Source organism: Burkholderia sp. MS389 (genome assembly GCF_016899425.1).
Lineage (GTDB): Bacteria > Pseudomonadota > Gammaproteobacteria > Burkholderiales > Burkholderiaceae > Burkholderia > Burkholderia sola.
The window spans coordinates 747,207-770,257 of sequence record NZ_CP045994.1 but is presented as its reverse complement, the minus strand read 5'-3'; the positions used below and the strand labels follow the sequence as shown (position 1 = coordinate 770,257).

Below are 23,051 nucleotides of genomic sequence, written 5' to 3'. Positions count from 1 at the left end.
CCGGCGCCGCGCCGTTTCCCCGGCCGGCATCCCGAACCCGCCCGTCCCGGGCTTTCGCTATTCCGTTTATGTTTCGTTCCCTGACGACCCTGATCAAGAAGTGGCGCGCGTCGCGCAATGCCGGTCACCAGCTCGATGCGCTGCTCGCCAATGCCGATGCCGACGCGTCGTACGCCGAGCGCAGCGAATGGCTGATCGAGCTCGCGCACTGGCTGCGCCGCAACGGCACCGTGCAGGACGCGCCGGCCGAGCGCGACGCCGACACCCGCGCGTATCCGGCCCATGCGCGGCTGCGCTACCTGTTCCACGTACTCGATCGCAACCCCGCGTGGAAAGCCCACGCGGCGCGCATCCTGCGCGGCATCCTGCGCGAGTGCGACGGCATCTCGCTGCTGTGCGATGCCGGCATGCCCGTGCATTCGGGCTTCTTCGGCGCGCTGTTCGAGCGGATCGACTCGTCGCTGATCCCGCCCGCGCCGAACCGCCGCGAGCTGTCGGCGCTGTTCACGCTGATGTTCCCGACGCCCGAGGACGCGAAATGGATCGACGCGCTGCCCGACGACCTGCTCGCGCGCATCGCCGAGCTGATCTCGTTCGACGTCACCGACGAAGAGCGCCACGAGCCCGGCTCGTTCTCGCGCGACCTGCTGGCCGCGCTGCACAACCTGACCTGCCAGATCAGCTCGACCGGCCTGTCGCAGACGGTGCGCAGCCGGCTATCCGACGACGACGCGCGCAAGCCGCTGGAACGCCAGCCGCTCGAATCGCAGCCGTTCTACCGCCTCACGCGGGCGATGCTCGCGGTCGAGACCGCGCACGCGGCCGTCGAGGACGGCGGCGACCCGAGCAAGCTGCTGCACGAGGTGAACTACCTGCGCGTGCTGCTCGACGAATGCCGGATCGCCGTCGACGACGTGTTCGCGCACCTGTACCGCAACGGCGTGTCGGTCGACATCGTGTTCCAGGTCGAGCGGATGCGCATGCGCATCCTGCGCGCGGAAATGCTGCTCAACGCGTGGATGGCGCGCGACGACCTGCGCGGGATGGCGCACCTGACCGCCGAACTCGTCGACGCGAACCAGAGCAGCCAGAGCGTCGCGCATCTGGTGCGCAGCAACTTCTCGCTGTTCGCGCGCAAGCTCGTCGAGACCAACGCGGACACCGGCGAGCACTACATTTCGCGCGGCCGCGCCGAGTACCTGAAGATGCTGCGGATGGCCGCGGGCGGCGGCCTCGTCACCGTCGCGACCGTGTGCGTGAAGTTCGCGATCACGGGCGCGCACCTGCAGTCGATGCTCGAAGGGCTGCTCGCGGGCGTCAACTACGCGGCCAGCTTCATGCTGATGCACTTCCTGCACTTCACGCTCGCGACCAAGCAGCCCGCGATGACCGCGCCGACGCTCGCGCGCGAGCTCGACGACACCGGCCACGACGAAGGCGTGAAGGCGTTCGTCGGGTCGGTGATCGCGCTGATCCGCACGCAGGCGGCCGCGATTTCCGGCAACGTGCTCGTCGTGCTGCCGGTGTGCCTGCTCGTGCAGCTGTTCGCAAGCAACGTGCTGCACGCGAACCTGATCTCGCCGGAGAAGGCGCACGCGACGCTGCACTCGTTCTCGCTGCTGGGCCCGACGCCGTTCTATGCGGCGCTCACCGGCGTGCTGCTGTGGGCGTCGAGCCTGCTCGCGGGCTGGGCCGACAACTGGTTCGTGCTGCATCGGGTCGGCGACGCGCTCACGTACAACCGCCGGCTGCGCCTGACACTCGGCGCGGCCGGCGCCGCGAAGCTCGCGCACTTCTGCCGGTCGAACGTCGCGGGCGTGGTCGCGAACGTCGGCCTCGGCCTGATGCTCGGCCTCGTCCCGGCGATCGTCACCGTGTTCATGTTCCCGTTCGAGGTGCGGCACGTGACGCTGTCGGCCGGCTCGATCGGGGTCGCGCTCGGCGTGCTGGGCAAGGGTGCGCTCGGCACGCCCGAGCTGTGGTGGGCCGGCGCGGGCGTGCTGAGCATGGCGATCCTCAACGTGCTCGTAAGCTTCGCGCTCGCGTTCACGATGGCCGTGCGCTCGCGCAGCCTGCGCCCGACCAAGGTGCGCGCGCTCGTCGCCGCGATCGTCCGCACGGTGCTGTCGAATCCGCTCGCGCTGCTCTGGCCGGCGGCCCACCCCGCCGCGCGCGCCGGCCAGCCGGGCGCGCACTGAGCTGCGGCGGCGCGGCGGCGCGTGCCCGGCCGCCCCTCGCCGCCTTCCCGGCCCGCCCGGCACGCGCGAGCGGCGGCCGCGCCGGCGCCGCCGCGCCGAAACGCCGGCCCCGGTCGCCCGCGCCGCGTACAATAGTCGACTTTTGCACGTCCTCACCCGCCTTATGTCCTCGCCCACCCTGTTCGAATTCTTCGCCCCCTGCCCGCGCGGCCTCGAAGCGGCGCTTGCCGCCGAGCTGGCCGAAATCGCCGGCCGCCACCTGAACGGCGCGCCGTTCACCGCGGGCGCGCAGGTGCCGGGCGGCGTCCATTTCAGCGGCGGCTGGGCCGCCGGCATGGCCGCGAACCTCCATTCGCGGATCGCGAGCCGGATCCTGCTGAAGATCGCGCACGGCCCGTACCGCAACGAGCAGGACGTCTACGCGCTCGCGCTCGAGCAGCCGTGGGAACGCTGGTTCGCGTCGACGCAGACGCTGCGCATCGACATCACCGCGATCAAGTCGCCGCTGAAAAGCCTCGAATTCACGACGCTGCGCGTGAAGGATGCGATCTGCGACCGGATGCGCGAGAAAACCGGTTCGCGCCCGAGCATCGACACCGGGGCGCCGGACGTGCGCGTGTTCGCGTTCCTGACCGTCAACGAATGCACGCTGTACCTCGACACGTCGGGCGAGCCGCTGTTCAAGCGCGGCTGGCGTCTCGACAAGGGTGCGGCGCCGCTGCGCGAGAACCTCGCGGCCGGCATCCTGCGCCTGACGGGCTGGACGCCCGGCACCGCGCTGTACGACCCGATGTGCGGCAGCGGCACGTTCCTCGCGGAAGCCGCGCAGATCGCGCTCGGCGTGGCGCCCGGCGTCGAACGCCGGTTCGGCTTCGAAAAGCTCAAGCAGTACGACATCACCGCGTGGCAGGGGCTGAAGGTTCCGGCGCTCGACGCGAAGCGCGCGGCACGGGCCAAGCGCGGCGACGCGCTCGGCGTGTACGGCAGCGACATTTCCGGCGACATGCTCGAGAAGGCGCGCGCGAACCTCGAGCGCGCCGGCGTGCCGTCGGTGTGGCTCAAGCAGGTCGACGCGCGCGGGATGACGCCGCCGTGCGACGGGCCGGGCATCCTCCTCGCGAACCCGCCGTACGGCGAGCGGATCGAAGTGCGCGGCCGCAGTGCGCGCGGCGAGGTGCGCGAAACCGGCCGCAACCGCGGCAACGACGACGCATTCCGGCGCACGCACACCGACGCGCCGGACAGCGAGTTCTTCAACGCGCTCGGCGATGCGCTGAAGCAGCGCTTCACCGGCTGGCAGGCGTTCCTGCTGACGTCCGACCGTTCGCTGCCGGGCCAGTTGCGGCTGCGCGAATCGGCGAAGACGCCGCTGTTCAACGGCGCGCTCGAATGCCGACTGTTCCGCTTCGACCTGATCGCCGGCAGCGTGAAGGCACGCCCGGCCGCGCCGGAAGGCGACGCCTGACACGCGAACCGGCCGCTGCGGCCGCCTGCTGACACCCAGACGACGCCCGGCACCCGCCGGGCGTTTTTCTTTACGCCGCCGTCCTGCACGTCCCTGCCGCCTCCCATCCGCGCGGGCGCTCCCGCACGACCGGACGCCACCGCCGCCTTTTGTCAGCACCGCCATGACTACTGACAGCACGCTGTCAGCAGCCCCCCGCCACACTGCAATCCCGGCGCAATGCAAGGCTGGTTTCCATCAAGAACCCGAACAACAAGGAGCTCGTCATGACGTCTGCAACTGCCACTGCCACCCCGGAACGCGCGATCGCGTGGTTCGACATTCCGTCCCTCGATTTCGATCGCGCGATCCGCTTCTACGAAACCGTGCTGCAAACCACGTTGCAGCGCGCGGTCATCGGCGGCGTGCCGATGGCGACGTTCGATCGCGACGCGTCGAGCACCGGCGGCAGCATCGTGTTCGATCCGCAGCAGATCAAGCCGAGCGCGAACGGCGTGCTCGTCTACCTGAACGCCGGCGAATCGGTCGTCGCGGCGCTCGAACGCGCGAAGCGCGCGGGCGGCGTCGTGCAGGGCTCCGTCGTCGAGCTGCCGAACAACTACGGCTACGTCGGCTATCTGATCGACACGGAAGGCAACCGCGTCGGCCTGCACGCGCCGAAATGCCACTGAGCGCAGCGGTCAGCGGGCCGGCGCGGCGCTATCATCGCGAAGTCCCCGTCGCCCGAGGAATCGAGGTGCTGTCATGACCCGCCGTGCCGACCGCCTGTTCCAGATCGCCGAGCTGTTGCGCGGGCGTCGTCTCACGACCGCGCAGCAACTGGCCGACTGGCTGTCGGTGTCGCCGCGCACGGTCTATCGCGACGTGCGCGACCTGCAACTGTCAGGGGTGCCGATCGAAGGGGAAGCCGGCATTGGCTACCGGCTGAACCGCAACGCGAGCCTGCCGCCGCTCACGTTCACGGCCGAGGAGCTGGCGGCGCTCGCCACCGGCGCGCGCATGCTCGAGACCTGGGGCGGTGCACGCTTCGCGAGCGGCGCGCGCTCGGCGCTCGCGAAGATCGCGTCGGCGATGCCGGCCGACAAGCGCACCGCGCTCGACCGCCTGCCCGTATTCGCGCCGTCGTTCCATATCGACGAGACGTTTTGCGCGAAGGTCGACGCGATCCACCAGGCGATCGACACGCGCCACATCGTCAGCTTCGACTATCGCGACCGGCTCGGTGCGCATTCGCAGCGCCGCGTGTGGCCGCTCGGGCTCGTCTACTGGGGCGGGCGCTGGACGATCGGCGCGTGGTGCGAGCTGCGCGACGATTTCCGCACCTTCGACATCGCGCGGATGGGCGACATCACCGTGCACGAGCAGTTTCCGGACATGGAAGGCCGGCGGATCGCCGACTACATGCGGATCGCGGAAGCACCGATGCGCTGACGCGGCAAGGCGGCGGGCGTGCTCGGCCTTCACGTCCCGGGCGCCGGGCGGCGCCCGGCCCCGCTTGCGTTACCCGCCGAACACCACCGGCCGCTTCGGCCGCTCGTCGACGTGCAGCGAAAACACGTCCGCACGCGCGTAGTGGCCGACGACGTCGAAGTCGTAGCGCGCCTTCACGAGCTCGTCGGTGTCGACGTGCGCGGTCACGAGCCCAGCCTCGCCGATCAGCGGCTCGGTCAGCAGGTCCCCAAGCGGCCCGACGATCACGCTGCCGCCGCGGATCAGCGGCCGCTCCGGGTCCCAGCCCGGCACGTCGATGCCGAGCGCGCGCGGCGACGGCTGTACCTGGCACGCGCTCACGACGAAGCAGCGCCCCTCGTGCGCGATGTGCCGCATCGAGCTCTGCCATACGTCGCGCTCGTCGACGGTCGGCGCGCACCAGATCTGCACGCCTTTCGCGTACATCGCGCAGCGCAGCAGCGGCATGTGGTTCTCCCAGCAGATCGCGGCGCCCGCGCGGCCGGCGGCGGTGTCGACGACCGGCAGCGTCGAGCCGTCGCCCTGCCCCCAGATCAGCCGCTCGGTGCCGGTCGGCATCAGCTTGCGGTGCTTCGCGACGAGCCCGTCGCGCGGATCGAAGAACAGCGCCGTGCAGTACAGCGTGCTCCCGCCGCGCTCGATCACGCCGACCACGAGGCTCGCGCCCGTGCGCTGCGACAGCGCGGCCAGCTCGTCGGTTTCCGGTCCCGGCACGTCGATCGCCTGCGCGGCGTAGCGCGCATACGCGTCGCGCCCTTCGGGCAGCCGGTAGCCGAGCCGCGTGCCGAAGATCTCGCCTTTCGGATAGCCGCCGAGCACGGCCTCGGGCAGCACGACCAGCGACGCGCCGCTGTCGCGGATCGCGCTTTCGTAGCCGAGAATCGTGTCGAGCGTGGCGCGCGTGCCGGCGGGCGATGCGCCGATCTGCAGCGCGGCGATGACTGAGGTGGACATATAGGCGTCTCCGATGAGTGGGATGGCGCCATCTTTATCGATAAGATGTCATCGATCAAATCGATAGAACGATATGTGTCATGAATGCAGATGATATCGCCGACCTCGACCTGAACCTGCTGAAGGTGTTCGAGGCGCTGTACGAGGAAGGCGGCGCGAGCCGCGCGGCGCTGCGGCTCGATCTCACGCAGTCGGCGGTCAGCGCGGCGCTTGGCCGGCTGCGCGTGATCTATGCCGATCCGCTGTTCGTGCGCACCGGCCGCGGGCTCGCGCCGACGCCGCGCGCGGATGAACTGAAGCCGATCCTGTCCGATGCGCTCGACCGCTGCCGCGAAAGCCTCGCGATCGCGGCCGACGGCGGCGACCGCGTCGGCCGCACGATCTCGGTCGGTCTGTCCGACGATTTCGAGATCGCGCTCGGGCGCGCGCTGATCGATGCGGTCGCGCGCGAAGCGGCCGGCATCCGGCTGATCTTCCGGCAGACACACAGCGGCATCGCCGGCGACGCGTTGCTGCGGCACGGCGTCGACGTCGCGATCGCGTCGGGCGGATTCTCGGCGAACGGGCTCAGCCGGCGCGCGGTCGCCACCGGCGGCTATGCGTGCCTGATCGATCCGGCCGGCCGCGCGCGGGCGCCGCGCACACTGACGCTCGCCGAGTTCCTGCGGCGCGACCACCTGCTCGTGTCGTCGGGCGGCGTGATCGGGATCGTCGACGAGGTGCTGGCCGCGCTCGGTCACAAGCGGCGCGTCGCGGCGTCGACCACGCATTTCGCCGCGCTGCCGTACCTGCTCGCCGGCTCCGACGCGGTCGCGACGATCCCCGCGCATGCGGCGCATGCGATCGCGCAAGCGACGTCGCTGCGTGCGCTCGCGTGCCCGGTCGACCTGCCGCGCTATCCGGTCGAGATCGGCTGGCGCACGAGCACGCAGCGCGACCCGGCGATCGTGCGCGTGCGCGACGCGATCGCCGCCTGCGTCGCACGTCTGGTCGCACCATGAAAAAAGCCCGGCCGGCGTGCGCCGGCCGGGCCTGTCCGCTGCGCGGCGCCCGCGCATCGAAGCAGGCGACGCGTGTCGGGGCGAGCGTTACTCGACGGCCTTCACCATGTCCTCGATGACCTTCTTCGCATCGCCGAACACCATCATCGTCTTGTCCATGTAGAACAGGTCGTTGTCGAGGCCCGCGTAGCCGGCCGCCATCGAGCGCTTGTTGACGATCACCGTGCGCGCCTTGTACGCCTCGATGATCGGCATCCCCGCGATCGGCGATTTCGGATCGGTCTTCGCGGCCGGGTTCACGACGTCGTTCGCGCCGAGCACGAGCACCACGTCCACCTGGCCGAATTCGCCGTTGATGTCCTCCATCTCGTGCACGATCTCGTACGGCACTTCCGCTTCCGCGAGCAGCACGTTCATGTGGCCCGGCATTCGCCCGGCGACCGGGTGGATCGCGTACTTCACGTCGATCCCCTTCTCGATCAGCTTGTCGGTCAGCTCCTTCAGCGCGTGCTGCGCGCGGGCGACGGCGAGCCCGTAGCCCGGCACGATCACGACCGTTTCCGCGTTGCCGAGCATGAACGACGCATCGTCGGCCGAACCCGACTTCACCGGCCGCTGCTCCTGCGCGCCCGCCGCGCCGCCGGCCGCCGCTTCGCCGCCGAACCCGCCGAGGATCACGTTGAAGAACGAGCGGTTCATCGCGTGGCACATGATGTACGACAGGATCGCGCCCGACGAGCCGACCAGCGAACCGGCGATGATCAGCATCGCGTTGTTCAGCGAGAAGCCGATGCCGGCCGCGGCCCAGCCCGAGTACGAGTTCAGCATCGACACGACCACCGGCATGTCCGCGCCGCCGATCGGGATGATGATCAGCACGCCGAGCACGAACGCGATCGCCGTCATGATGATGAACGGCAGCCACGCCTGCGTGATGAAGAACAGGATGCCGAAGCCGAGCATCGCGATCGCGAGCATCAGGTTGATCAGGTGCTGGCCCGCGTACACGACCGGCGCGCCCTGGAACAGCCGGAACTTGTACTTGCCCGACAGCTTGCCGAACGCGATCACCGAACCGGAGAACGTGATCGCGCCGACGAACGTGCCGATGAACAGCTCGACGCGGTTGCCGTACGGGATGAAGCTCGACGACACCGCGTCCTGCGGCACGAGCCCGAACGCTTCCGGCTCCGACACCACCGCATACGCGATGCACACGGCCGCGAGACCGATCAGCGAGTGCATCGCCGCGACGAGTTCCGGCATCTTCGTCATCTCGACGCGCGCGGCGACGAATGCGCCGACGCCCCCGCCGACGATCAGCGCGCCGAGCACGAGCGCGAGGCCGAGCGGCAGGTTCGCGCCGAGCCACGCGGCCTGCTTGACGATCAGCGCGATCGTCGTGAGGATCGCGATGGCCATCCCGACCATCCCGAACAGGTTGCCGCGCCGCGCGCTCTTCGGGTTCGACAGCCCCTTCAGCGCCTGGATGAAGCACACCGACGCGACGAGGTACAGCAGCGTAACGACGTTCATGCTCATCGCGCGCCCTCCTTGCCGCCCTCGACACGCTTGGGCTCCTTCTTGCGGAACATCTCGAGCATGCGCCTCGTCACGAGGAAGCCGCCGAACACGTTGACGGCCGCGAGCGCGACCGCGAGCGTGCCGAAGAACTTGCCGGTCGCGCCGACGGTGAGCGCCGCCGCGAGCATCGCGCCGACGATCACGATCGCCGAGATCGCGTTGGTCACGGCCATCAGCGGCGTATGCAGCGCCGGCGTGACGTTCCAGACGACGTGATAGCCGACATACACCGCCAGCACGAAGATGATCACGTTGATCACCGTGTGATTGATGACTTCCATGGTCTCCTCCGTTATTTGCGGGTGACTTCGCCGTCGCGGCACAGCAGCATCGCGGCGACGATGTCGTCGGTCAGGTCGATGTTCAGCGTGCCTTCCTTCGTGACGATCAGCTTCATGAAGTCGAGCAGGTTGCGCGCGTACAGCGCCGATGCGTCCGACGCGACCATCGACGCGAGGTTCGTGTAGCCGGCGATCGTCACGCCGTGGTGCACGATCACCTGGTCGGCGACGGTCAGCGGGCAGTTGCCGCCCTTACGGCCGTCGATGTCCGGACCGCGGCCGGCCGCGAGATCGACGAGCACCGAGCCGGGCTTCATCGATTGCGCCGTTTCGACCGAGATCAGCGTCGGCGCCGGGCGGCCGGGAATCAGCGCGGTCGTGATCACGATGTCGGCCTGCTTCGCGCGCTCGTGCACGAGCGCGGCCTGGCGGGCGAGCCACGACGGCGGCATCGGGCGCGCATAGCCGCCGACACCCTGCGCGGCTTCGCGCTCTTCGTCGGTTTCGAACGGGACGTCGAGGAATTTCGCGCCGAGCGACTCGATCTGCTCCTTCACGGCCGGCCGCACGTCGGACGCCTCGATCACCGCGCCCAGCCGCTTCGCGGTCGCGATCGCCTGCAGGCCCGCGACGCCCGCGCCGAGAATCAGCACGCGCGCCGCTTTCACGGTGCCCGCGGCCGTCATCAGCATCGGCATGAAGCGCGGATACAGCGACGCGGCCACCAGCACGGCCTTGTAGCCGGCGATGTTCGCCTGCGACGACAGCACGTCGAGACTCTGCGCGCGCGTCGTGCGCGGTGCGGCCTCGAGCGCGAAACCGGTCACGCCGGCCGCGGCGAGCTGCGCCGCCTGCTCGCCGTTGAACGGATCGAGCATCCCGACCAGCACGGCGCCGCGCTTGAGCAACGGCAGCTCGGTGTCGGTCGGCGCCTGGACCTTCAGCACGAGATCGGCGGCAAAAGCGGCCGACTGGTCGGTCAATTCGGCGCCGGCGGCCACATAGGCTTCGTCGGGATAGCTGGCGGCGCTGCCGGCCCCTTTCGCGATACTGACCCGATGGCCGGCCGCCGCGTATTTCTTCACGGTTTCCGGCGTCGCGGCCACGCGCGCCTCGTTGGCCCGCGTTTCAGCAGGCACTCCAATATGCATCGTCAGTTCCTCCAGTCATTGTCAGTATTTCTTTTCTTGCGATCTTTACTGCACAACGAGCCGGACAGGCTGACTTACCGGCTCACGAGCAACGGCGTTCACGCTGCACTTTAACCGAAAGCGATGGCCCCGCCAGCACTTTGCGCACGACCGTGCTCGAATGCGACATGAGTCTGGCCGCTGCCGTCATGCATCGCCGGGAGGGATGATCCGCGGGGTCGGATCGTCTAACGCGCGACCGGCCGCGGGCGGCCCGGCCGGAAACGGCCGGCAGCGTTCGGGCGCAACCGGTAAAATGCCGAACCATGAAACCCGAAATCTGGACCCCGCATGTGACGGTCGCCGCGCTGGTCGAGCGCGCCGGCCGCTTTCTCGTGATCGAGGAAGAAACCTCGACGGGCCTGCGCATCAACCAGCCGGCCGGTCACCTCGAAGCCGGCGAGACGCTGGCCGACGCCGTGATCCGCGAAACGCTCGAGGAAACCGCGCACCCGTTCACGCCCGACGCGCTCGTCGGCGTCTATCTCGCGCACTACGATCGCCCCGGCAGCGCCGGCGCGACCTACCTGCGCTTCACGTTCTGCGGCACGGCCGGCGAACCGGTCGCGGGCCATGCGCTCGACGACGGCATCGTCCGCACGCTGTGGATGACGTCCGACGAACTGCGCGCCTGCAGCGAGCGCCATCGTTCGCCCGCGGTGATGCGCTGCGTCGACGACTATCTCGCCGGGCGACGCATTCCGCTCGATTTCGTGCACACGCATTCGGTCGCGCCGCGCCCCGAGGCATTCGAACGTCAGGCGGTCAGCAAATGAGCAAGCGTCGTGTAGTGGTGGGCATGTCGGGCGGCGTCGACTCGTCGGTGACCGCGTGGCTGCTGAAGGAACAGGGCTACGACGTGGTCGGCCTGTTCATGAAGAACTGGGAAGACGACGACGACGGCGAATACTGCTCGACGCGCCAGGACTGGATCGACGTCGTGTCGGTGGCCGACCTGATCGGCATCGACGTGGAAGCCGTCAACTTCGCCGCGGAATACAAGGACCGCGTGTTCGCGGAGTTCCTGCGCGAATACTCGGCCGGCCGCACGCCGAACCCCGACGTGCTGTGTAACGCCGAGATCAAGTTCAAGGCGTTCCTCGACCACGCGATGTCGCTCGATGCGGAAATGATCGCGACCGGTCACTACGCGCGCGTGCGCGAGCGCGACGGGCGTTTCGAACTGCTGAAGGCATTCGATCATACGAAGGACCAGTCGTACTTCCTGCACCGGCTGAACCAGGCGCAACTGTCGAAGACGATGTTCCCGCTCGGCGAGATCCCGAAGACGAAGGTGCGCGAGATCGCCGCGCAGATCGGGCTGCCAAACGCGAAGAAGAAGGATTCGACCGGCATCTGCTTCATCGGCGAGCGGCCGTTCCGCGATTTCCTGAACCGCTATCTGCCGACGAAACCCGGCCCGATGAAGACGCCCGACGGCAAGGTGGTCGGCGAGCACATCGGCCTCGCGTTCTACACGTTCGGCCAGCGCAAGGGCATCGGCCTCGGCGGCAGCAAGAGCGGCAACGGCGAGCCGTGGTTCGTCGCCGCGAAGGACATCGCGTCGAACGCGCTGTACGTCGTGCAGGGCCACGACCATCCGTGGCTGCTGTCGCGCGAACTGGTCGCAGGCAACGTGAGCTGGGTCGCCGGCGAGCCGCCGGCCGACGGCTTTTCGTGCGGCGCGAAGACGCGCTACCGGCAGGCCGATGCGGCGTGCGCATTCGGCACTGCGGCCGCCGGCCCGGCAGGCGAAGCGCGCTTCTCGCTCGCGTTCGACGACGCGCAGTGGGCGGTCACGCCCGGCCAGTCGGCCGTGCTGTATGACGGCGAGATCTGCCTCGGCGGCGGCATCATCGAATCCGCGGGCACCGGCCAGCCCGGTCAGGCTGCGGCGGGCGGCCAGGCCCCGGCGCTCGCCGATGCACGCTGACACCCATTCGGTTTAGACTTGCGGCACGCCGCGCCCGGCGGAACACGATTCCGCCGCGGCCGGCGCGCCGCCTTCGCAGCGTACGCATGGCGGCATTCCAGAATTCTTACGGAGTCCCCATGCTTTCAAGACGCTACCTCGCGATGTGGTGTGCCGTGCTGCTGCTCGTCGCGGCGGCCGTCCTCGCGTCGGTCCACGCACTCTCCTGGCTGTGGATCGCCATCCCCATCGCCCTCGTCGCGCTCGGCCTGTACGACCTGAACCAGGACCGCCACGCGATCCTGCGGAACTACCCGCTCTGGGGCCACTTCCGCTTCCTGTTCGAGTTCATCCGACCTGAAATCCGCCAGTACTTCGTCGAGGACGACACCGACGAAAAACCGTTCTCGCGCGCGCAGCGCAGCCTCGTCTACCAGCGCGCGAAGAACGTCGCCGACAACCGTCCGTACGGCACCGAGCTGAACGTGAAGGCCGTCGCGCACGAATGGATCAGCCATTCGCTCGCGCCGACGAAGCTGCCGAACCACGATTTCCGCATCCGCGTCGGCGCGAATCGCGCGCAACCGTACGACATTTCGATCTTCAACATCTCGGCGATGAGCTTCGGCTCGCTGTCCGCGAACGCGATCCGCTCGCTGAACCTCGGCGCGAAGAAAGGCGGCTTCGCGCACGACACCGGCGAAGGCTCGCTGTCGAAGTACCACCGCGAGCACGGCGGCGACATCATCTGGGAAATCGCGTCCGGCTACTTCGGCTGCCGCAACGACGACGGCACGTTCAACCCCGACAAGTTCGCGAAGCAGGCCGCCGATCCGCAGGTCAGGATGATCGAGGTGAAGCTGTCGCAGGGCGCGAAGCCGGGCCACGGCGGCGTGCTGCCGGCCGCGAAGATCACGCCGGAAATCGCCGAGACGCGCGGCGTGCCGATGGGCAAGGACTGCATCTCGCCCGCGACGCACTCGGAATTCTCGACGCCGCGCGGGCTGCTCGAATTCGTCGAGCGGCTGCGCACGCTGTCCGGCGGCAAGCCGACCGGCTTCAAGCTGTGCATCGGCCATCCGTGGGAATTCTTCGGGATCGCGAAAGCGATGCTCGAGACCGGCATCGTGCCCGACTTCATCGTCGTCGACGGCGCGGAAGGCGGCACGGGCGCGGCGCCGCTCGAATTCACCGACCACGTCGGCGTGCCGCTGCAGGAAGGGCTGCTGCTCGTGCACAACACGCTCGTCGGAATCGGCGTGCGCGACCGCGTGAAGCTCGGCGCGAGCGGCAAGATCATCACCGCGTTCGACATCGCGCGCACGCTCGCGATCGGCGCGGACTGGGTGAACTCGGCCCGCGGCTTCATGTTCGCGGTCGGCTGCATCCAGGCGCAGCACTGCCACACCGACCGCTGCCCGACCGGCGTCGCGACGCAGGACCCGGTGCGCCAGCGCGCGCTCGTCGTGCCCGACAAGGCCGAGCGCGTGTACAACTTCCACCGCAATACGCTGCATGCGCTGCAGGAACTCGTGCAGGCGGCCGGCCTCGCGCATCCGTCCGAACTGCGCGCGCACCACATCGTGCAGCGGGTCGCGCCGCACGAGGTGCGGCTGATGTCGCAACTGCTGAAGTACCTGAAACCCGGTGCGCTGCTCGACGGCCACACCTGCGGCTTCTCGCTGTACGACAAGTGGTGGCCGATCGCGCGCAGCGATTCGTTCACGCTCGGCGAAGCCGTGTACGCGTCGATCGAGTGACGCAAGCGGCCAGCCCGCTCCGGCGGCGGGCGGCCTGCGCCGCAAAAAGAAAAGCGCCCCGCGGGGCGCTTTTCTTTCGTCTGCCGAATGCGTGAAGACCGGGCCGCGGCTCAGCTCTGCGGCAGCGTATCGGCGAACGACTGTCGCTGCTGCAGCTTCACGAAGTGCTTGTCGAGGTTCGGGTGGCGATCGCGCCAGTTGAGCTCGGGCATCCGGAAGTCGAGATAGCCGAGCGCGCAGCCGAGCGCGATGTCGGCGAGCGTGTAATGATTGCCGACGCACCACGTCTTGCCGCCGAGACCCTGCGACATCGCGACGAGCGCGTCGTCGATCTTGCGTTGCTGGCGCGCGATCCAGCTCGCGCTGCGCTGCGCTTCGTCGCGCATCGTGTGTTCGAGACGGATCGCGACGGCTGCGTCGAGCACGCCGTCGCCCAGCGCTTCCCAGCAGCGCACTTCGACGCGCTCGCGGCCCGACGGCGGAATCAGCTTGCCGACCGGCGACAGCGTATCGACGTATTCGCAGATCACACGGGAATCGAACACCGCGGCGCCATCCTCCATCACCAGGCACGGGACCTTGCCGAGCGGGTTCGATGCATGGATGTTCGTGTCCGGCGCCCACACGTTCTCGAGCTCCAGCTTGTAGTCGATCTTCTTTTCAGCAAGCACGATCCGCGCCTTTCGGACGTACGGGCTGCTGAGCGAACCGATTAATTTCATCATCTGCCTTTTTAAGGGAACCGCCGAGAGTATACGTTGTCGTCGATCATAACCGGCTCGCGCGGCCGGGCAGAAAATCGCCGGTCCGGCCTGTGGAAGGTTTGCAACAGCCGCCGCCGAGCCCCGCCGGGCGGGCCTTGCAGCCGCGGCCCTGACGCGCGGCGCCCGGCGGCGCTACAATCCAACGATGAATGCGCCCCTCGATACCGCCATCGCCGTCGACGTCTACCGCCAGCGCCGTGAACGCGTGCTTGCCGCACTGCGTGCCGCGGGCGGCGGCGTCGCCATCGTCCCCACCGCGCCGGAAATGCTGCGCAACCGCGATACGGCCTACCCGTACCGGTTCGACAGCTACTTCCATTACCTGACGGGCTTCACCGAGCCGGATGCCGTGCTCGTGCTGAACGCGGCCGCGCCGCACGGTGCGCCGGAATCGATCCTGTTCTGCCGCGCCAAGAACGTCGACCGCGAGACCTGGGAAGGCTTTCACTACGGTCCCGACGCCGCGCGCGACGCGTTCGGCTTCGATGCGGCGTTCGCGACCGACGTGATCGACACCGAAATGCCGCGCCTGCTCGCCGACGCGGGCACCGTGCACTACCGGTTCGGCGCGTCGGCCGAGTTCGAGCGCCAGCTCGCCGGCTGGATCGACGCGGTGCGTGCGCAGGCGCGCACGGGCGTCGCCGCGCCGGACGCGCTGCTCGACCTCACGCCGCTGCTCGACGACATGCGGCTCGTGAAGGACGAACACGAACTCGCGATCATGACGCGCGCCGCGCACATCTCCGCGCTCGCGCACCGCCGCGCGATGCAGGTGTGCCGCCCGGGCATCCGCGAATACGAGCTCGAAGCCGAGCTGCTGTACCTGTTCCGCAAGCACGGCGCGCAGGCGCCCGCGTACGGGTCGATCGTCGCGGCCGGCGCGAATGCGTGCGTGCTGCACTACCCGGCCGGCAACACGGCATCGCGGGACGGCGACCTGATCCTGATCGACGCCGCGTGCGAACTCGACGGCTATGCATCGGACATCACGCGCACGTTCCCGGCCAACGGCCGCTTCTCGCCCGCGCAGCGCACGCTGTACGACATCGTGCTCGCCGCGCAGCAGGCGGCGATCGACGCGACGCGCGCGGGCGTGCCGTTCGAGGCGCCGCACGACGCGGCCGTACGCGTGCTTGCGCAAGGGCTGCTCGACACCGGCATCATCCCGAAAACGCGCTTCTCGAGCGTCGACGACGTGATCGCCGAGCGCGCCTACACGCGCTTCTACATGCATCGCACCGGCCACTGGCTCGGCATGGACGTGCACGACTGCGGCGACTACCGCGAGCGGCTCGCCGAACGCGACGCGAACGGCGCGCTGCCGTGGCGCACGCTGAGGCCGGGCATGACGCTGACCGTCGAGCCCGGCCTGTACGTGCGCGCGGCCGACGACGTGCCGCCCGAGTACTGGAACATCGGCATCCGCATCGAGGACGACGCGATCGTGCGCGAGCACGGCTGCGAACTGATCACGCGCGGCGTGCCGGTCGCGGCCGACGAGATCGAGGCGCTGATGCGCGCGGGCGCATGACCGGCCGCCGACCGTTCCCTCCGTTTCACGAATCAAGATGACGACCGCTTCCTCGCCGGCCACGCCGGATTACGACCTCGCCATCGTCGGCGCGGGCCCCGTCGGGCTCGCGCTCGCCGGCTGGCTCGCGCGCCGCAGCGCGACGCAGCATGCATCGATCGCGCTGATCGATGCGCGCGAACCGGCCGCGAGCGCAAACGACCCGCGCGCGATCGCCGTGTCGCACGGCAGCCGCGTGCTGCTCGACACGCTCGCGTGGCCGGCCGACGCCACGCCGATCGAACATATCCACGTATCGCAGCGCGGCCATTTCGGCCGCACGCTGATCGACCGCGACGAACACGCGCTCGCCGCGCTCGGCTACGTCGTGCGCTACGGCTCGATCGTGCAGGCGCTCGCGGGCGCCGTGCGCGGCACGCGCGTCGACTGGCTCACGTCGACCACCGCACGCGCGCCGCAGCAGGACGCCGACGGCGTCACGCTGACGCTCGACGGCCCGCAAGGCCAGCGCTCGCTGCGCGCGCGCCTCGTCATCAATGCCGAAGGCGGGCTGTTCCACGAACAGCAGGCCGACGCAGGCAAGCATCGCCGCGACTACGGACAGACCGCGCTCGTCGGCACGGTCACGGTCTCGGCGCCGCGCCCGAACGTCGCGTGGGAACGCTTCACGCACGAAGGCCCGCTCGCGCTGCTGCCGCTCGGCGGGCCGCGCCAGGCCGAGTATTCGCTCGTGTGGTGCTGCACGCCCGACGAAGCCGCGCGACGTGCCGCGCTGCCCGACGACGCTTTCCTGCACGAGCTCGGCAGCGTGTTCGGCGAACGCATGGGCGAATTCGTCGCAATCGCCGGGCGCGCGTCGTTCCCGCTCGGCCTGAACGCCGCGCAGACGCTCGTCAGCGGCCGCGTCGCGGTCGTCGGCAATGCCGCGCAGACGCTGCACCCGGTGGCGGGCCAGGGGCTCAACCTCGGGCTGCGCGATGCGCACACGCTCGTCGACACGCTGTCCGCGCAAGGCTTCGAAGCGACCGCGCTCGCGGCCTTCAACGCGCGCCGCGCGCTCGACCGGCGCTTCACGATCGGCGCGACCGACACGCTGGCGCGGCTGTTTACGATCGACTCGGGCCCGCTTCCGCTGCTGCGCGGCGCGGCGCTCACCGCGCTCGAATTCGTGCCGCCGCTCAAGAAGGCGATCGCGCGCCAGATGATGTTCGGCCAGCGCAACTGACGCGCGGCGCGCCGCGCAGCCTCTCCGGGCAATCCAGGCAAACCGGGTCAAATCGGCGGGGCATGGGAATACGGTAAAATGCCCGTTTTCCGTCTTCCCTTCCCCTGCCCGCGCGTGTCGCGGGCGGCGCCATTGCGATGCCCGTTATCGGCCCTCACGTATTGCGTAACAACCTGTTCGTCGCCCCGATGGCCGGGGTGACGGATCGTCCGTTCCGCCAGCTGTGCAAACGGCTGGGGGCCGGTTACGCCGTGTCCGAGATGGTCGCGTCCAACGCGCAGCTGTGGAAAAGCGCGAAGACGATGCGGCGCGCGAACCACGAAGGCGAAGTCGAGCCGATCGCGGTGCAGATCGCCGGCGCCGATCCGGCGATGATGGCCGAAGCGGCCCGCTACAACGTCGACAACGGCGCACAGATCATCGACATCAACATGGGCTGCCCGGCGAAGAAGGTCTGCAACGTCGCGGCCGGCTCCGCGCTGCTGCAGAACGAGCCGCTCGTGCAGCGGATCGTCGAGGCCGTCGTCGCGGCGGTCGGCACCGGGGCCGACGCGGTGCCCGTGACGCTGAAGATCCGCACCGGTTGGGACCGCGAGCACAAGAACGCGATCACGGTCGCGCGCCTGGCCGAGGCGGCCGGCATCTCGATGCTCACCGTGCACGGCCGCACGCGCGCCGACCTGTACCGCGGCGACGCCGAATACGACACCATCGCGGCCGTGAAGGCGGCCGTACGCATTCCGGTCGTCGCGAACGGCGATATCACGTCGCCCGCCAAGGCGAAGGCCGTGCTCGATGCAACCGGCGTCGACGCGCTGATGATCGGTCGCGCCGCGCAAGGCCGGCCGTGGCTGTTCCGCGAAATCGATCATTTCCTGCAAACCGGCGAGCTGCTGCCCCCGCCGCGGATCGACGAGATCCAGCACGTGATGAACGAACACCTGGAAGACCACTACGCTTTCTATGGCGAATTCACCGGGGTCCGTACTGCGCGCAAGCACATCGGCTGGTACACTCGCGGCCTTTCCGGTGCCAACGGGTTCCGGCACCGAATGAACACGCTCGATTCCACCCGCGAGCAGCTCGCCGCCGTCAATGCATTCTTCGAGGCGCAAAAGGCGCTGTCGGACCACCTCGTCTACGTCGATGACGATGCGGAAAACAGCCAGGGCGAGTCGGACGACCATAACCAGTTAGCAGCATGAGCAAGCACAACATCGAACAATGTGTCCGCGAGAGCCTGGACGTGTATTTCCGGGATCTAGACGGCTCCAATCCGCACGACGTCTATGAAATGGTGATGTCCTGCGTCGAAAAGCCGATGCTCGAGGTCGTGCTCGACCAGGCCGGCGGCAACCAGTCGCTCGCCGCCGAGTACCTCGGCATCAATCGCAATACGCTGCGCAAGAAGCTGCAGCAGCACGGCCTGCTGTAGGCGGCCGTCCCGTCCCCGTTTCCCTGGCTATTGGTGGTTCCATCATGATCAAGCAAGCGCTCATTTCCGTTTCCGACAAGACCGGCATCGTCGACTTCGCGAAGTCGCTGTCCGACCTCGGCGTCAAGCTGCTGTCGACGGGCGGCACCGCGAAACTCCTCGCCGACGCCGGCCTGCCCGTGACCGAAGTGGCCGATTACACCGGCTTCCCGGAAATGCTCGATGGGCGCGTGAAGACGCTGCACCCGAAGGTGCACGGCGGCATCCTCGCCCGCCGCGACCTGCCCGAGCACATGCAGGCGCTGGAACAGCACGGCATCCCGACGATCGACCTGCTGGTCGTGAACCTGTATCCGTTCGTCGCGACGATCGCGAAGGACGACTGCACGCTCGCCGACGCGATCGAGAACATCGACATCGGCGGCCCGACGATGCTGCGCTCGGCCGCGAAGAACCACCGCGACGTCACGGTCGTCGTCGACCCGGCCGACTACGCGGTCGTGCTCGATGAAATGAAGGCGAACGGCAACACCATCGGCTACCCGACCAACTTCCGTCTCGCGACGAAGGTGTTCGCGCACACCGCGCAATACGACGGCGCGATCACGAACTACCTGACGAGCCTGACCGACGAGCTGCAGCACGCATCGCGCAGCGCGTATCCGGCCACGCTCAACATGGCGTTCGACAAGGTGCAGGACCTGCGCTACGGCGAGAACCCGCACCAGAGCGCGGCGTTCTACCGCGACCTCGCGACGCCGGCCGGTGCGCTGGCGAATTACCGCCAGCTGCAGGGCAAGGAACTGTCGTACAACAACATCGCGGATTCGGACGCGGCGTGGGAATGCGTGAAGACGTTCGACGCGCCGGCCTGCGTGATCATCAAGCATGCGAACCCGTGCGGCGTCGCGGTCGGCAACGACTCTGCCGACGCGTATGCGAAGGCGTTCCAGACCGATCCGACCTCCGCGTTCGGCGGCATCATCGCGTTCAACCGCGAAGTCGACGAAGCGGCCGCGCAAGCGGTGGCGAAGCAGTTCGTCGAAGTGCTGATCGCGCCGTCGTTCACGGACGCCGCGAAGCAGGTGTTCGCCGCGAAGCAGAACGTGCGCCTGCTCGAGATCGCACTGGGCGACGGCCATAACGCATTCGACCTGAAGCGCGTGGGCGGCGGCCTGCTCGTGCAGTCGCTCGATTCGCGCAACGTGCAGCCGAGCGAGTTGCGCGTCGTCACGAAGCGCCAGCCGACCGCGAAGGAAATGGACGACCTGCTGTTCGCCTGGCGCGTCGCGAAGTACGTGAAGTCGAACGCGATCGTGTTCTGCGGCAACGGCATGACGCTCGGCGTCGGCGCCGGTCAGATGAGCCGCGTCGACTCCGCGCGCATCGCGAGCATCAAGGCGCAGAACGCGGGCCTCACGCTCGCCGGTTCGGCCGTCGCGTCGGATGCGTTCTTCCCGTTCCGTGACGGCCTCGACGTCGTCGTGGCGGCCGGCGCGACCTGCGTGATCCAGCCGGGCGGCTCGATGCGCGACGACGAAGTGATCGCGGCGGCCGACGAGCACGGCATCGCGATGGTCCTGACGGGCGTGCGCCACTTCCGTCACTGATCGCCGCATGCGGCCCGCGCGGCCGCTGCACGGGAACCCGGCGGCATCACTCCCGCCGGGTTTTTTATTGCGCGGCGCCGTCGCGCACGACCGGGCGATCGGCTTGCCGCACCATTCGTTGTAGTATCGCTGCATCACGCCACTCTCCTCACTCATGCGAATTCTCGGCATCGACCCCGGCCTGCGCGTCACCGGCTTCGGCGTCATCGACGTCAGCGGCCACCGGCTCGCCTATGTCACGAGCGGCGTGATCCGCACGCCGACGGCCGACCTGGCCACCCGGCTCGGCACGATCTTCCAGGGCGTCTCGACGATCGTGCGCGAACACGCGCCCGACCAGGCCGCGATCGAAAAGGTGTTCGTCAACGTGAACCCGCAGTCGACGCTGCTGCTCGGCCAGGCGCGCGGCGCCGCGATCTGCGGGCTCGTCGCGGGCGGGCTGCCGGTCGCCGAATACACGGCGCTGCAGCTCAAGCAGGCGGTGGTCGGCTACGGCCGCGCGACCAAGACGCAGATGCAGGAAATGGTCACGCGGCTGCTCAACCTGTCCGGCCAGCCGGGCTCCGACGCCGCCGACGCGCTCGGCATGGCGATCTGCCACGCGCACGGCGGCGACACGCTCAGCACGCTGGGCGGCCTCGCGCCGGCGCTCGCGCAGAAAGGGCTGCGCGTGCGGCGCGGCCGGCTGGTCGGCTGACGCCGGTCGTGCGCCGCGGCACGTACGTCGGCTCGACTGCGTTGGCTGCGTTGGCTGCGTTGGCTGCGTTGACCACCTTCACCGTTTTACCCACGCCCGACACACCCGCGACACGCGCCGCTTCGGCCTGACGGCCGCGCCCATCGGCATTGCGCCGCGCGTGCGCTACACTCGCGCTTTCTTCCTCGCATCCCGTCCTCCATGATCGGTCGCATCGCCGGCATCCTGCTCGAAAAGAACCCGCCTCATCTGCTCGTCGACTGCAACGGCGTCGGCTACGAAATCGACGTGCCGATGAGCACCTTCTACAACCTGCCGCAAACGGGCGAGCGCATCGTGCTGCTCACGCAGCAGATCGTCCGCGAAGACGCGCACCTGCTGTACGGCTTCCTGACGCCGCAGGAGCGCACGACCTTCCGCGAGCTGCTGAAGATCACCGGCATCGGCGCGCGCATGGCGCTCGCCGTGCTGTCCGGCATGAGCGTGCAGGAGCTCGCGCAGGCCGTGACGATGCAGGACGCCGCCCGCCTCACGCGGCTGCCCGGCATCGGCAAGAAGACGGCCGAGCGCCTGCTGCTCGAACTGAAGGGCAAGCTCGGCGCCGACCTCGGCGCGCTCGCCGGCGCCGCGTCGCCGTCCGACCACGCGACCGACATCCTCAACGCGCTGCTCGCGCTCGGCTACTCCGAGAAGGAGGGCCTTGCCGCGATCAAGAACGTGCCGGCCGGCACCGGCGTGTCCGAAGGCATCAAGCTCGCGCTGAAGGCATTGTCGAAGGCATAACGCGCGTTCGATCCGGCCGTCGAAGCCAGTGTCGCGCCGCCGCGCGACGCTCGCCAGTCGGCCGTTCGGCCAGGTGGCCCGTGCTTCGTCGCGCGGTACAATGGCCGCATGATTGAAACCGACAAACTCGCCACCGAGCAGCGGATCATCGCCGCCACGCCCACCTCGTCGCACGAGGAGGTGTTCGAACGTGCGTTGCGGCCGCGCCAGCTCGACGACTACGTCGGCCAGGAAAAGGTGCGCGGCCAGCTCGAGATCTTCATCGAAGCCGCGAAGCGCCGCGCCGAGCCGCTCGACCACGTGCTGCTGTTCGGGCCGCCGGGTCTCGGCAAGACAACGCTCGCCCACATCATCGCGCGCGAGATGGGCGTGAACCTGCGCCAGACGTCGGGCCCCGTGCTCGAGCGCGCGGGTGATCTCGCCGCGCTGCTGACGAACCTCGAAGCGAACGACGTGCTGTTCATCGACGAAATCCACCGGCTGTCGCCGGTCGTCGAGGAAATCCTGTATCCGGCGCTCGAGGATTACCAGATCGACATCATGATCGGCGAAGGCCCGGCCGCGCGCAGCGTGAAGCTCGACCTGCAGCCGTTCACGCTGGTCGGCGCGACCACCCGTGCCGGGATGCTCACCAACCCGCTGCGCGACCGTTTCGGGATCGTCGCGCGCCTCGAGTTCTACGACGCCGATCAACTGTCGCGCATCGTGCGGCGCTCGGCGTCGCTGCTGAATGCGCAGATCGATCCGAACGGCGCGCTGGAAATCGCGAAGCGCGCGCGCGGCACGCCGCGGATCGCGAACCGGCTGCTGCGCCGCGTGCGCGACTTCGCGGAAGTGAAGGCCGACGGCCAGATCACCGCGGCCGTTGCCGATGCCGCGCTCGCGATGCTCGACGTCGATCCGGTCGGCTTCGACCTGATGGACCGCAAGCTGCTCGAAGCGATCCTGTACAAGTTCGACGGCGGCCCGGTCGGCATCGACAACCTCGCGGCGGCGATCGGCGAGGAGCGCGACACGATCGAGGACGTGCTCGAACCGTACCTGATCCAGCAGGGCTTCCTGCAGCGCACGCCACGCGGGCGCGTCGCGACGCTGCTCACGTATCGCCACTTCGGGCTGTCGGTGCCCGATGCCCGCCGCACCGAACGCGACGAGTGGGATACCCCGGACGGGAAGTAATCCGTCGCCCGA

At 68.9% G+C, this 23,051-nt stretch carries 21 protein-coding genes; 16 read left to right on the top strand and 5 right to left on the bottom strand.

Going from position 1 to position 23,051, the window contains the following annotated elements:
- Positions 1-68: 68 nt before the first annotated feature.
- The 4 genes from GJG85_RS03560 (at position 69) to GJG85_RS03545 (ending at position 5,094) form a co-directional block, all read left to right on the top strand.
- Positions 69-2,198, top strand: coding sequence for a site-specific recombinase (locus GJG85_RS03560; RefSeq protein ID WP_089488174.1), 2,130 nt, complete (start codon positions 69-71; stop codon positions 2,196-2,198).
- 163 nt (positions 2,199-2,361) lie between these two features.
- Positions 2,362-3,663: a class I SAM-dependent RNA methyltransferase gene (locus GJG85_RS03555; protein ID WP_050013791.1), complete on the top strand. Its 1,302-nt coding sequence runs from the start codon at positions 2,362-2,364 to the stop codon at positions 3,661-3,663.
- A gap of 266 nt (positions 3,664-3,929) precedes the next feature.
- The gene (locus GJG85_RS03550) at positions 3,930-4,334 is read left to right on the top strand and encodes a hypothetical protein (protein WP_006476880.1); all 405 of its coding nucleotides are present in this window, start codon (positions 3,930-3,932) and stop codon (positions 4,332-4,334) included.
- Positions 4,335-4,407: 73 nt separating this feature from the next.
- Positions 4,408-5,094, top strand: a complete 687-nt coding sequence (locus GJG85_RS03545) for a YafY family protein (protein WP_006497518.1) — start codon at positions 4,408-4,410, stop codon at positions 5,092-5,094.
- 69 nt (positions 5,095-5,163) lie between these two features.
- Here the strand turns inward: GJG85_RS03545 and GJG85_RS03540 are convergent, their stop codons facing one another.
- Positions 5,164-6,087: a carbon-nitrogen hydrolase family protein gene (locus GJG85_RS03540; RefSeq protein ID WP_050013792.1), complete on the bottom strand. Its 924-nt coding sequence runs from the start codon at positions 6,085-6,087 to the stop codon at positions 5,164-5,166.
- An 80-nt stretch (positions 6,088-6,167) separates the two neighbouring features.
- Here GJG85_RS03540 and GJG85_RS03535 point away from each other — a divergent pair, with 80 nt between their 5' ends.
- On the top strand, positions 6,168-7,088 hold the full coding sequence (locus GJG85_RS03535; protein ID WP_050013793.1) for a LysR family transcriptional regulator: 921 nt from the start codon (positions 6,168-6,170) through the stop codon (positions 7,086-7,088).
- A gap of 87 nt (positions 7,089-7,175) precedes the next feature.
- On the opposite strand, the gene GJG85_RS03530 is transcribed toward GJG85_RS03535, so the two are convergent.
- Genes GJG85_RS03530 through GJG85_RS03520 form a run of 3 tightly spaced genes read right to left on the bottom strand, consistent with a single transcriptional unit; the run spans position 7,176 to position 10,104 of the window.
- Complete coding sequence (locus GJG85_RS03530; RefSeq protein ID WP_050013794.1) at positions 7,176-8,630, bottom strand: NAD(P)(+) transhydrogenase (Re/Si-specific) subunit beta; 1,455 nt, start codon at positions 8,628-8,630, stop codon at positions 7,176-7,178.
- Positions 8,627-8,953 carry an NAD(P) transhydrogenase subunit alpha gene (locus GJG85_RS03525; protein ID WP_006476884.1) on the bottom strand — a complete coding sequence of 109 codons (327 nt, stop codon included), beginning with the start codon at positions 8,951-8,953 and terminating at the stop codon, positions 8,627-8,629. The genes GJG85_RS03530 and GJG85_RS03525 overlap by 4 nt, the downstream gene beginning before the upstream one ends.
- An 11-nt stretch (positions 8,954-8,964) precedes the next feature.
- A complete protein-coding gene (locus GJG85_RS03520; protein WP_089488173.1) occupies positions 8,965-10,104 on the bottom strand; it encodes a Re/Si-specific NAD(P)(+) transhydrogenase subunit alpha in 1,140 nt (379 codons plus the stop codon).
- Between the two features lie 305 nt (positions 10,105-10,409).
- Here GJG85_RS03520 and GJG85_RS03515 point away from each other — a divergent pair, with 305 nt between their 5' ends.
- The 3 genes from GJG85_RS03515 (at position 10,410) to GJG85_RS03505 (ending at position 13,815) form a co-directional block, all read left to right on the top strand.
- Complete coding sequence (locus tag GJG85_RS03515) at positions 10,410-10,919, top strand: NUDIX hydrolase (protein ID WP_050013796.1); 510 nt, start codon at positions 10,410-10,412, stop codon at positions 10,917-10,919.
- Positions 10,916-12,076, top strand: coding sequence for a tRNA 2-thiouridine(34) synthase MnmA (gene mnmA, locus GJG85_RS03510; RefSeq protein ID WP_124630590.1), 1,161 nt, complete (start codon positions 10,916-10,918; stop codon positions 12,074-12,076). The genes GJG85_RS03515 and mnmA overlap by 4 nt, the downstream gene beginning before the upstream one ends.
- A 119-nt stretch (positions 12,077-12,195) precedes the next feature.
- Entirely contained in the window at positions 12,196-13,815 is a 1,620-nt protein-coding gene (locus GJG85_RS03505) for an FMN-binding glutamate synthase family protein (protein ID WP_050013798.1), read from the top strand.
- Between the two features lie 110 nt (positions 13,816-13,925).
- Here the strand turns inward: GJG85_RS03505 and GJG85_RS03500 are convergent, their stop codons facing one another.
- Positions 13,926-14,537, bottom strand: coding sequence for a glutathione S-transferase N-terminal domain-containing protein (locus tag GJG85_RS03500; RefSeq protein WP_050013917.1), 612 nt, complete (start codon positions 14,535-14,537; stop codon positions 13,926-13,928).
- 187 nt (positions 14,538-14,724) lie between these two features.
- Between GJG85_RS03500 and GJG85_RS03495 the strand changes: the two genes are divergently transcribed.
- The 8 genes from GJG85_RS03495 (at position 14,725) to ruvB (ending at position 23,039) form a co-directional block, all read left to right on the top strand.
- On the top strand, positions 14,725-16,110 hold the full coding sequence (locus GJG85_RS03495) for an aminopeptidase P N-terminal domain-containing protein (protein WP_089488171.1): 1,386 nt from the start codon (positions 14,725-14,727) through the stop codon (positions 16,108-16,110).
- A 37-nt stretch (positions 16,111-16,147) separates the two neighbouring features.
- Positions 16,148-17,335 carry a UbiH/UbiF/VisC/COQ6 family ubiquinone biosynthesis hydroxylase gene (locus GJG85_RS03490; RefSeq protein WP_089488170.1) on the top strand — a complete coding sequence of 396 codons (1,188 nt, stop codon included), beginning with the start codon at positions 16,148-16,150 and terminating at the stop codon, positions 17,333-17,335.
- Positions 17,336-17,472: 137 nt separating this feature from the next.
- Positions 17,473-18,540, top strand: coding sequence for a tRNA dihydrouridine synthase DusB (dusB, locus tag GJG85_RS03485; protein ID WP_204383661.1), 1,068 nt, complete (start codon positions 17,473-17,475; stop codon positions 18,538-18,540).
- Positions 18,537-18,770 carry a Fis family transcriptional regulator gene (locus GJG85_RS03480; protein WP_017333386.1) on the top strand — a complete coding sequence of 78 codons (234 nt, stop codon included), beginning with the start codon at positions 18,537-18,539 and terminating at the stop codon, positions 18,768-18,770. Before dusB ends, GJG85_RS03480 begins: the two co-directional genes overlap by 4 nt.
- Before the next feature lie 44 nt (positions 18,771-18,814).
- Complete coding sequence (gene purH, locus GJG85_RS03475; RefSeq protein WP_050013802.1) at positions 18,815-20,380, top strand: bifunctional phosphoribosylaminoimidazolecarboxamide formyltransferase/IMP cyclohydrolase; 1,566 nt, start codon at positions 18,815-18,817, stop codon at positions 20,378-20,380.
- 154 nt (positions 20,381-20,534) lie between these two features.
- Positions 20,535-21,077 carry a crossover junction endodeoxyribonuclease RuvC gene (gene ruvC / locus GJG85_RS03470; protein ID WP_069616742.1) on the top strand — a complete coding sequence of 181 codons (543 nt, stop codon included), beginning with the start codon at positions 20,535-20,537 and terminating at the stop codon, positions 21,075-21,077.
- A gap of 201 nt (positions 21,078-21,278) precedes the next feature.
- Positions 21,279-21,860 carry a Holliday junction branch migration protein RuvA gene (gene ruvA, locus GJG85_RS03465; RefSeq protein ID WP_031402135.1) on the top strand — a complete coding sequence of 194 codons (582 nt, stop codon included), beginning with the start codon at positions 21,279-21,281 and terminating at the stop codon, positions 21,858-21,860.
- 108 nt (positions 21,861-21,968) lie between these two features.
- Positions 21,969-23,039 (top strand): Holliday junction branch migration DNA helicase RuvB, encoded by a 1,071-nt coding sequence (ruvB, locus tag GJG85_RS03460; RefSeq protein WP_124594283.1) that lies wholly within the window; start codon positions 21,969-21,971, stop codon positions 23,037-23,039.
- Positions 23,040-23,051: the final 12 nt, after the last annotated feature.